The organism is Segatella copri, from assembly GCF_024330485.1.
GTDB classification, from domain to species: domain Bacteria; phylum Bacteroidota; class Bacteroidia; order Bacteroidales; family Bacteroidaceae; genus Prevotella; species Prevotella copri_L.
Map to the genome: position 1 here is coordinate 78,239 of NZ_JANDWX010000013.1, position 10,289 is coordinate 88,527.

The following is a 10,289-nucleotide window of genomic DNA, read 5'->3' on the forward strand; positions in this document are numbered from 1 at the left end:
AAATGGCTCTGATTTACTGTGATGCGTACAAAAAAGACCATATTTTCTCAGATTATGTCTTTGGTTTCTCGTTATGAGTTCCAAAAATGTGTTGACCGTTACAAGGGTGATTGGCACGCCAAAACACTTACTTGTCTAGATCAGTTCAAGATTATGAGTTTTGCTCAATTCACAGACCGTTCAAGTCTCAGAGATATTGAAATGACTCTTGAATTCTGCGGAAAAGGTCTTTACCATGCAGGTCTTCGTACAGTTCCTAAATCTACATTGGCAGAAGCCAATGAGAAAAGGAATTGGATGATTTACAGAGACTTTGCCAAGGTTCTCATCAAGTGGGCTAAGGAGTTATATCGTGATGACTACTTTCGCCTTGGCTTGAATGAGATGGTCTATGCTCTTGACAGTACTTCAATAAGAATATGTCTTGAGTTATCTCCTTGGGCAGAGTTTCATCATGGCGAAGGATGCGTGAAGATGCACACTCTTATCGACCTCAGAGGTAGTATACCTTCTTATATTGTCATGACCAATGGTCTTGTACATGATTCGAAGGTAATGCCTATGATACCTGTTGAAGAACATGCCTTTTACCTTATGGATAAAGGCTATATCTTTTTCAAGCAACTTTACGAGTGCTTTCATCTTAAGCATGCATACTTTGTAACCAGAGCAAAAGACAACATGTTGTACAATATCATAGAGGAATATGAAGTTGACAAATCAACTGGGTTGATAAGTGACCAGCTTATACGTCTGACAGGTTTAAAACCTTCTGTACAATATCCTGAACCACTCCGTATGGTAGTATACGAGGATTATGTAACAAACAACGTATATAGGTTTCTTACAAACAACTTAACCATTGATTCTCTGACAGTTGCAGAACTTTACAGAGAAAGATGGAGTGTCGAATTTTACTTTCGCTGGATTAAACAACATCTACATATTAAGAAGTTCTATGGCACTACGGAGAATGCCGTTTATCTTCAGTTGTGGATTGCTGTTTGTGATTATCTGCTACTTATCATAGCGAAGAAACACTTCAATATTCCACAGACACTTCATACAATATCAAAGTCTATTGGTCCGCTTCTGTTTAAGCAAGATGACATCCGTTCCATATTCAAAGTAACTAAAGAATTAAGTATTAATAGTCCGGAGTCTCAATATATAGAGGGTTACCTCTTCTGAGATTTTATCCGGACACTAGTGATATCGAATATAATAAAATTAAAAACTGAAAGATTATGAAAATCAAGAGTTTATTTATCATTGCCTGTGCAATGATGTTTACATTGTCCTTGTCAGCACAGACAAGAAAAGGTACTACAACCAAGAGACCAACTACTGCGTCAAAAAGACCTGCACAACAAACAGCTTCTAAGCCGATATTGGTGGACTTAGGTTTGCCAAGCGGTACAAAATGGGCTGATAGAAATATTGGTGCAACAAGCGTTACTTCTGTTGGTGGCTATTATTCGTATGGTGAAACTGCAACCAAACAGATTTATACGTCAGATACATACACATTCAAGTCTGACATTACAAATATTGCAGGAACAGAGTATGATGTTGCAACAAAAAAGTATGGCAAGGGATGGAGCATTCCTACCGCCGAACAGTGGAAAGAACTGTTTGAGAGCTGTACCCTTGACTATATGGTAATCAACAAACTATATGTTGCGAAATTTACAGGACCAAATGGCAAATCCATTTACCTTTACTTCCCGCCTAATGATATATACGTAAGAATAAGTAACATGGAAATGTCTAAACAAATATCGGCTAAACTTATGTCATTTATAACGGAAAATGAGACTTTCGTTAATTTATCACAACTAGCACAATACAACGGAATGACCGTAAAAGCGACGGAGGCTATATATAGAACTGCCAACAAGGAATCCCTTGCTCAGATATTAGCAACGATATCCGTTGAAAAAAACGGGAAGGTTAATCCGTCCCTAAAAAAAGCAGACGTTCAGAATGCTGATGAAACGTTTTTGTATTGTGGTCTTTTAGTGCGTCCAGTTTTCAATAGTCCGAAAACTGAAAGTACTGAAGATACAGAACAAGGTGAAATAGAACTACCAGAATAAAAACAATATGAAAAGAATATATTATAATATCCTAATAATCTGTTTTGCGCTTTTTAGTTGTATGACTACAAAAGCGCAGAACGCTTCTTCTGTCAAGTCTGCCAAAACTGTAGAACTCAATGCTTTGCTGAAAACAAAGAAATGGTCTATCTCTGATATTGCGAGATTTATTCCATATAACATCTCAATGGTTGACGCATCTTTCAACACATGGCTTAAGAGCAGAGAAATAGTTTTCTACAAGGAAGTCAATGGGCAGAAGAAATTGGTTCTTCCTGAAGAAGTTGACAAAGAACTGAAGGCAGACTATAAAGACAAACTTGGAGTAGAAACTCCTGCCAATTACTTTTCAGAATGGAAGAACTTTTTTGCAAAACGCTGTTATGCACATGGTACTGCAGAATATGTTTTGGCTAAATATCAAAACAAGGAGATAACTCTTAAGGAATGTATTGATAAGCTAAAAAATGCAGAAGACCAAAAGAGTTATGTGTCTTATATGAAGAGTTTTGTCTTCTATGCTATGCAGCAAGAGCCTACAGCATGGGATGATTTTAATGGAGCATTGAAGGATGTTATTGCTAAAAATAAGAAGACCGGTACTTGTCTTGCTTTCATGCTTTGCAGAACCAATAGTGACCCTAAGCAATGGGTATCAATTATCAAACAAGTTCCCAGACCTTCAAAATTCTATAATGGTAGTAGCGATGATTCGTTTAGAGAAGATGCCAAGATAATGACCACTGCATTGGATAAAATTGAGCCTATTAATTACAAGGATGAATATGGAGGTTGCCTTTCTGGCATAAATCTTTATTTAGACGGAAGAGTTATTATGCGCCGTACTAATGCAAATATACCTATAGCCACTCTTTATTCTGTACAAGAAGAGACTGATTGTCTGTCTGCATATAAAGGTCAAGAGTATACGTTCCTATATAATCCAAATGGAGAAAATCTTTATGGATTTTTACAGGAAAAAGGAGGATGCTATCTGAAGTTAAAACCAGTAAAACCTACGCTATGGAGTGCAAATACAAAACGTTTGTCCAGTGAGCAGTTCGAATTAGTGGCTGGATATAAACTAAATAGTACAGGAGATGTTATTGGAGAGTCGTATATAGGAATGTCAAAGCAGCAATTGGCTGAAGAACTCAAAAAGCCTCTCATGGGTTATGAAGATTTTGTCAGTCTTGGTGCTCAAGCTTCTGAGTACAAGAGACAAGAAGAGATAAACAAGGCTGATAATGAGTATATGTATAAGGAGGTAACTCAGCTCAGAAAAAAATATGGAGACAAACCTGTAGATGCGATGATAAAAATAGAGCCTTATGTTGGAATGCCAGAAGGAATTTTGAATGATTATATTGGTACAATAAAAGGTATCAAAGTGAAATTGTTTGAAAGAGTGTATCATCCTGTATGGAATAAATACCAGATATGTGGATTGTTACGCAGTTTGGGTAGCAATATCACAGTTTGGTGTCTTAACGGAGTGGTTGAGCATGTTTATCACGACGGAAGATTATAAGTTCAGAGACCTGTTGCAAAATAAAATGGCAAAGGATATGACTTGTAACAGATTATAGCTATATAGGAAATACACATCATTCAATAATCAAGAGGGTGCGTCATGGACTTATGACACACCCTCATGACATCGAATAACAGATAATGCAGCAAGTAACATCTGCTATCAGCGGTATTTTCTTCAAAGAACATACATATAATTTATTGAAATCTTTTGCTTAAATAGCTAAAAAGAATAACTTAATATTTTTATAAAAATGAAAAAATACTTTTTTATGGCTATGCTTACATGTATCATGTCAAGCATCACAAGTTGCTCAAACAACAAGAGTAACAAGGATGAGAATGGAATTGATTCTGCCGCCATTGTTCAAGCTAAGGCAGACAGTATTGCAAGAATTGACAGCATTGCTCGTGCTGACAGCATTGCTCATGCTGATAGCATTGCAAGAGCTGATAGCATTGCCAAGGCTAACAATCTCGTTGTCGGAATGAAGGTAAGTGATGCCTTACAAAAAACTGGCGTAAAGAAAGCCTGTATTGACGATTTTGACGGTATGCATGAAGGTGAAAAATTAATTTTGATACAAAACGGCAAGAAGTTTCTCACAAATGTAGGATATACTATAAGAACGGGAATGCCGGTTTGCAACAATCTTAAATTCGATGTCATGCCAGACAAGTACGAGCAAGACCTTACATTAGTCAGAGCTAATGACTGTGCTGCATCAGCAAAAATTACAAAAGAAATTAAATAATAAAAATTATGAGACTATCAACTGTTAAAACTTTAGCAATTTGTTTGGTTGCTACATTCTCTGCTTGCGACAACAAACAGCCAAAAGCGAACGAAAATACAGACAGTGCTGCGACCAAAGATACCATCATTGCAGAATCTGTAAAGCCACAAGTAGATTCTACTAAAATCTTTAGCGACATAATTGCACAAAGAGGGAAAATGGTGTATAAGGTAACACGCCAAGTGGAAGATGATATCGTGTATGATGATGAAAGTGACTCGAATAAGAGCACATTTACAGAGTCATTGCACATTACCTTTAACAGTAATGGTAAAGTCAACATCAAGGAAGTCGCACAAGATGATTGTGTCTGGAGTGGTGAATGGGAAACAAATGGTTACGATGTTACCATTTACACCAAAGACTTAGTACTACAAGGTAAAGTTACTGAAGATTACAAATTTTTCAGTCTATCCTCCGAGTCTATTAATAAACTTGGATGGATGGGGGCAAGAAAACTAAAGCTTCAGTAGTTTTCGTAACAAGAATAATAAAATAGGAAATCAAAAATATGAAGAGAATTACATTATTAATTGCAATGATGGCTATATGTATGCTATCTATCCATGCCAAAAGTTATCCTTTCGACATGACACATAGTTACGAAGTACAAATTGTTAGAGTTGCCCAACAGGGTTCCAAGTTTTTGAAAGCATGGGGGATAGCCGGTTCTCCCGACAAGGCGATTGATAGGGCTATGCAAGACGCTGTAGCCGCTTGCATCTTCACTGGAGTGGAAGGAAATGAAATTGCCGGAAAGATACCTGCACTTGTTCCTAGCAAAGAAGCATACGAGCAACACAAACAGTTCTTTGACACCTTCTTCAAGAAAGGTGAATTCTTGCAGTATGTAAAAAATGCCAACACAGGCTACCCTACAGGCGAGAACAACATTAAAACAGATAAGGGAAGGAAAGTGGGAATCTATGTTGTTGTCATGTATGACAACTTGCGTAAGCGTCTAGAAGACGAAGGTATTGTTAAAAAACTCAACAGCTATTTTTAATCGTTTTCCCAACATAGTTCTATAGTTATTAGTAAATATCATTAAATTAACAAACAGAATGAAAAAGTTATTTATCTCTTTCATGGCATTGCTATGCACATTAGGTGCCTTTGCACAGTCGACTGCGGAAAATATCAACCAACCTAAGGCAATGAAGCCTATCATCATGGTGGTTCCAGAAAAAGCTTGGTGCATCAACCAAGGGTTTGTCAAAGATGGCGACCCGAAATCGCCAGATTACGAGAAGGCCTTGCTCAACAACGATGTTCTCAATGTTATCACCAAGATGGGTGGCATCATGCAAGAACGTGGTTATCCTCTGAAAAACCTACAGAGTGCCCTCGATGAATTAAAAAATGAGAGTGCCATGGACTTGGCATTGGTATCTAAGGCTGACGGTGAAATCGTGGAGGACGAGTTCGACCAACTGACTCGTGTCGCACAGACCGACATTTTGGTTAACATCGCCTTTACACGTACAACATACGGTCCACGCAATATGGTAGAGTTTCGTGTCACATCCATAGACGCGGCTACCAGCAAGCAAATTGGTGGTGAGACAGGAAGAAGCTCAGCCTCGGGAGCTCCGATATCTGCACTCTTAGAAGAATCAGTCTTGGGATTCATCGACAATTTCACAGGTAGCATACAGCGACACTTTGAAGATTTGGTAGCAAATGGTCGTGAAGGTTCTGTTATCTTCAAGATTGCTAATGACTGTCCTCTCACCTTCGAGTCGGAAGTAAACTTGAATGGAGATACAGGCGAGCTGAATGAAGTAATTGACTATTGGATGAACGAGCATACCGTGAACGGCTCCTTTACCCAAAATGGCAAGACACGCAATCGTCTCTCTTATGAGCAGGTACGTTTTCCTCTCTTCGGTAAGGGTAAGTTTGGCGGTAAGCCAAAAGCCATCAACATGGATGGTTTCATCAAGCCTATCACCCAGTTTCTATCCCAGTTTGGACTTTCCGTATCTACCACACCTGTCGGTATCGGCAAAGCATACGTAGTGTTAGGAGGAAAATAATGCCAATCGGCGAATCGATACAAAACAAGTTTTAATAAAAGTTTCATCACATGAAAATCAAACATATACTGATCAACCTTGCCGTAGCCATTACTTTTCCAGCTATGGCAATGGCTCAGTCGTCCAAGGACATCGGGTTGATTTGCTTGAACCCTTACATTTCTGAGACTGAAGGTCTTGGCAAAAAAGCCACTTCAATGCTCACTACCAAGTTGCAACAAATAGCGACCGCCAATGGTATGTCAGGTGCAGGTTTCGACAATCGCTTTATCATTACAGCGCATGTACAAAAACTGAATAGCAGCCAAACACAAACCTTTCCACAGAAAAATGCTGTGCAAGTGAATATCGGCATCTACGTGGGGGACGGGCTAGACGGAACGCTTTACTCCAGTTATAGTTATGAAGCCAAGGGCATTGGTGACTCAGAAGATCAAGCCATAGCCAATGCAGTCAGAAAGGTGAATCCTAACCAGGAAGACTTGCAGAGAGCCATATTAAAAGGCAAAAAACAGATATTGAAATACTACGAAAAGATGTCGGGCAGCATCATCCAAACAGCCAAAGCTACGGCAGCAGCAGGTAAGTATGACGATGCAATCAACATGCTCTTTGCTATACCGATGAACAATAAGGACTTCCAAACCGCCCAAGCGCTCATCGCACAGTATGGTAGTACTTCACTTGACAACAAGAACTTAGAAATTGTCAGACAAGCACGTGCGGCATGGAGTGCCAATCCTACAGAAGAAGGAGCCACAGCAGCCAATGAAATTCTAGAAAAACTTGACGCTCCATCCACCAAAGTACAAACTGAAGCCAAGAGCTTGCAAAATGAGATGGGAGCTAGAATCAAAGCCATAAGCGACAGAGAATTTAAGTTAGAAGCCCAAAAAGAGCAAAACGAGAAAGATGTCAAGTTGGCTGGCATCCGTGCAGCCGAATCGGTAGCCAAAGCATACGTCGCAAGCCGCCCTAAGGTTGTGTATCATTACTATTGGTGGTAAGACTCTTTATAGGTTATATCGTAATTAAAGACAATTCAATAATAAAAAAAACATTTTATGAACAAGAGATTTACATTCGCTCTCCTTATGTTAGGAGGCATCTTAACTTTGTCTTCCTGTAGTGAAGATAAAGACATGGAGGTGTTTGTCGGAGACAATTTTTCAACTGACAGGCAAAAAATTATTGACGAATTAAATGCACTAAACTTTCCAACAAGTTTTACAGAATCAGATGACAAACATCCAGAATACAAAAAAATGGATCCAGAGACCTACTCTAGCAAACAAAGGACAGAAGGAAAAGGTTTAGAAGGATACTATGGCTACGTAGATTTAGGATTATCTGTAAAATGGGCAGCATCTAATATCGGATCCGTTAGTCCCGTGAACAAACAGACTTCACTTGACGAAATGCTACAGGAATTAGAACAAGAGATGAACCTGCAGCCTATGGAAAAGCCTTCATTCACAAACAAAGAGAATAGTACTTATCCTGCAATTATGACGTATGATGAATATCTAAAGAGCATGGATATCAAAGAACTCTATTCAGCATACAATAAATATAGCAAATATTGCTCTGACAAGACAAGCGCCCACAACAACGCCATAACAAGATACAATAACACCCAATATGAGAATCACCAGTATCTTTTTGCTAATGGAGACGGATATCCATGGGGAGGACTGGGCATGTGGGACTACCTCGGAACAAAAGAAGCACCTATGAATATTGCAGGTAATGCTGAGTTTGATGTGGCAACACATATCTTGGGTGAAGGATGGAGCATTCCAACAAAGGCACAATGGCAAGAACTCATGGATAAATGTAAATGGGAAAAGCATGACAACTATTATATTGTGACTGGTCCTTCGGGAAAACAAATTGTTCTGCCTACAGCTTGGTATCATACATCAGAACAGACAGGAAGAGAAGTTTATAATTTCTCCCTCTATGATACCAAGGAATTTAAAGTCGGTGGGTTTAGGGACTTATTCTACATCCGTGCCGTCCATACAAAATAACATACTCGAATATCAAAAAATAAAAATAACATGAATATCAAAAGTTTTATATTCGCTACCACTGTCTCTTGTCTTTTGGCGGCACCACTATCTGCAAAAGAGAAAACTTTTTATGATTCTAAGAGCAACATCGTATGTATTGCAGGAAATTACGAGTTGCTGGAATATGGTAACAAATTTAGAAAGGTTGAAGTCTCAATACCACAGTCGTATAGCACATATACGGCTAAGCAAATAGAGGAGACTTTGAATAGCGAGAATTATGGTAAGAAAATACTTGATTATTTGTTTAGCTACAATGGTTCATCATTGTCAGAAGACCGTCTAAAAGACTTAGCACTGCAAAATGTTCTGAAGTCTGATGACGAGCGTGCCTCCATCGGAGTTATATCAAAAGACGACATTCTCAAAGAGGACTATCTGCCAATCTTAGAGAACAACTACATATTTATCGTTAATACCAAGAAAGGAAAAAAACGTTGGAATGTGTATAAGGTCATGATAAACAAAGATGTCCTTGATCAAGTATTCAATAGTTGGAATGACATGGACAAATATAACCAAATAAAAGTTCCTATATCCTTCGTCTCATCTGACAAAGCAAAGCTAATTAAAGATATAGACACCAAGCAAGAAATTCTGAAGAACAAAACCAAAAGAAAAATGGCCATTAAAGTTCCAGCTTTCGCTATCCGTGGACAAGTGACAGGAAGAAATCCATTCGCTACAAACATTGGAACAATCTACGGACTAAAAAACTGTGATAAGGTGGCTATCTATCGCACAAAAGAGAAAAATGGTAAAATGTATTCTTCAAAGGTTAGTACCACAAGAGCTTGCAATGTGGCAGATAGCACTGCAAATCTTTACACCTTTGCCGGTGGTCAAGCCTCATATAAGAAAGGTGACGTAGCTGTATATCAGCCTAGCTCAAACACGAGCATTTACATAACAGGTGAATATATGGATCACTCTTATGGCATTGGCCTTACTTATGACAAACGTATAGGCTTAAGCCGTAGTGGAATTTCACAATACATAATGCTGAAAGCTGGTACTGGTATTTATGAAATTCATAATAAACGCCTTTATGCCACAAACACTGGCGATGTCGTAAAGAGTCCAATCTACATGAACGCAGGATTAGGATATGGATTGGGATTCGAGTTTGCTCATTGCTTGGAATTCGTACCTTATTTTATGGCACAATGGGAAGGTCTCTACTTTGCCAACAAGTATGAGTCACCAAATGCAACATACAATGATGGGACAAAGGATTATCACTCTTCAAACTATGGAAAGGATGTATGGAATCATGCCGTACGAGTTCCTATAGGTGCAAAATTTAATGTCAATATTGTCTATCCTTTACAGTTGACCCTTGGTGCAGAATACATCCTTAATTTCAATCTTAACAAGATTAAGGATGATGACAACACGAAGAGCAATGCAGAGCGTTTCTTCTTTGATCCTACAGGCTACAAACGAAATGGATTAAACATCTATGCGGGTCTGAGATTCAACTTCTAAGCCAACGAATAAGAACGCAAGATAATCGATTCTAATTACCCTTCACTGTACTTCCCTGAAAAAGGTTGTCACTTAGGAACAAACAGAAGTGACAATGAAACGTAAGACAAGAATTGAACGTGTGTATAATGAGGACACAGGTTGGTTTGAGACCCGTGAGGTAGAGTTGAATAGCTACTCTTTTACAGATGATGATCGTATCATGATAGTTCGAGAGTATATGGAGAGTGGGCTCCCAGCAGAAGAAATCATCAAGAA

10 protein-coding genes are annotated in these 10,289 nt (G+C 38.6%); all 10 read left to right on the forward strand.

Annotated features, from left to right (window positions below; all coding sequences use genetic code 11):
• The first annotated feature begins 21 nt into the window (after positions 1 to 21).
• Positions 22 to 1,191 (forward strand): IS4 family transposase, encoded by a 1,170-nt coding sequence (locus NNC77_RS09150; protein ID WP_153093798.1) that lies wholly within the window; start codon positions 22 to 24, stop codon positions 1,189 to 1,191.
• A 56-nt stretch (positions 1,192 to 1,247) separates the two neighbouring features.
• Positions 1,248 to 2,099 (forward strand): hypothetical protein, encoded by an 852-nt coding sequence (locus NNC77_RS09155; protein ID WP_153093799.1) that lies wholly within the window; start codon positions 1,248 to 1,250, stop codon positions 2,097 to 2,099.
• 7 nt (positions 2,100 to 2,106) lie between these two features.
• The gene (locus NNC77_RS09160; protein ID WP_153093800.1) at positions 2,107 to 3,630 is read left to right on the forward strand and encodes a hypothetical protein; all 1,524 of its coding nucleotides are present in this window, start codon (positions 2,107 to 2,109) and stop codon (positions 3,628 to 3,630) included.
• A 256-nt stretch (positions 3,631 to 3,886) separates the two neighbouring features.
• Entirely contained in the window at positions 3,887 to 4,387 is a 501-nt protein-coding gene (locus tag NNC77_RS09165; RefSeq protein WP_153093801.1) for a hypothetical protein, read from the forward strand.
• Between the two features lie 8 nt (positions 4,388 to 4,395).
• Positions 4,396 to 4,902, forward strand: a complete 507-nt coding sequence (locus NNC77_RS09170) for a hypothetical protein (protein ID WP_153093802.1) — start codon at positions 4,396 to 4,398, stop codon at positions 4,900 to 4,902.
• 38 nt (positions 4,903 to 4,940) lie between these two features.
• Entirely contained in the window at positions 4,941 to 5,435 is a 495-nt protein-coding gene (locus tag NNC77_RS09175; RefSeq protein ID WP_153093803.1) for a hypothetical protein, read from the forward strand.
• Between the two features lie 58 nt (positions 5,436 to 5,493).
• Positions 5,494 to 6,468 (forward strand): DUF6175 family protein, encoded by a 975-nt coding sequence (locus NNC77_RS09180; RefSeq protein ID WP_153093804.1) that lies wholly within the window; start codon positions 5,494 to 5,496, stop codon positions 6,466 to 6,468.
• A gap of 50 nt (positions 6,469 to 6,518) precedes the next feature.
• The gene (locus tag NNC77_RS09185; protein WP_153093805.1) at positions 6,519 to 7,475 is read left to right on the forward strand and encodes a hypothetical protein; all 957 of its coding nucleotides are present in this window, start codon (positions 6,519 to 6,521) and stop codon (positions 7,473 to 7,475) included.
• Positions 7,476 to 7,532: 57 nt separating this feature from the next.
• Entirely contained in the window at positions 7,533 to 8,501 is a 969-nt protein-coding gene (locus tag NNC77_RS09190; RefSeq protein ID WP_153082867.1) for a hypothetical protein, read from the forward strand.
• A 30-nt stretch (positions 8,502 to 8,531) separates the two neighbouring features.
• Positions 8,532 to 10,031: an autotransporter outer membrane beta-barrel domain-containing protein gene (locus tag NNC77_RS09195; protein WP_153093806.1), complete on the forward strand. Its 1,500-nt coding sequence runs from the start codon at positions 8,532 to 8,534 to the stop codon at positions 10,029 to 10,031.
• Positions 10,032 to 10,289 lie beyond the last annotated feature (258 nt).

Bases quoted from the DNA above. Each gene is read 5' to 3' on its own strand.
- NNC77_RS09150 (WP_153093798.1), top strand. From the start codon at position 22: ATGCGTACAAAAAAGACCATATTTTCTCAGATTATGTCTTTGGTTTCT.
- NNC77_RS09180 (WP_153093804.1), top strand. From the start codon at position 5,494: ATGAAAAAGTTATTTATCTCTTTCATGGCATTGCTATGCACATTAGGT.
- NNC77_RS09165 (WP_153093801.1), top strand. From the start codon at position 3,887: ATGAAAAAATACTTTTTTATGGCTATGCTTACATGTATCATGTCAAGC.
- NNC77_RS09155 (WP_153093799.1), top strand. From the start codon at position 1,248: ATGAAAATCAAGAGTTTATTTATCATTGCCTGTGCAATGATGTTTACA.
- NNC77_RS09190 (WP_153082867.1), top strand. From the start codon at position 7,533: ATGAACAAGAGATTTACATTCGCTCTCCTTATGTTAGGAGGCATCTTA.
- NNC77_RS09175 (WP_153093803.1), top strand. From the start codon at position 4,941: ATGAAGAGAATTACATTATTAATTGCAATGATGGCTATATGTATGCTA.
- NNC77_RS09170 (WP_153093802.1), top strand. From the start codon at position 4,396: ATGAGACTATCAACTGTTAAAACTTTAGCAATTTGTTTGGTTGCTACA.
- NNC77_RS09185 (WP_153093805.1), top strand. From the start codon at position 6,519: ATGAAAATCAAACATATACTGATCAACCTTGCCGTAGCCATTACTTTT.
- NNC77_RS09195 (WP_153093806.1), top strand. From the start codon at position 8,532: ATGAATATCAAAAGTTTTATATTCGCTACCACTGTCTCTTGTCTTTTG.
- NNC77_RS09160 (WP_153093800.1), top strand. From the start codon at position 2,107: ATGAAAAGAATATATTATAATATCCTAATAATCTGTTTTGCGCTTTTT.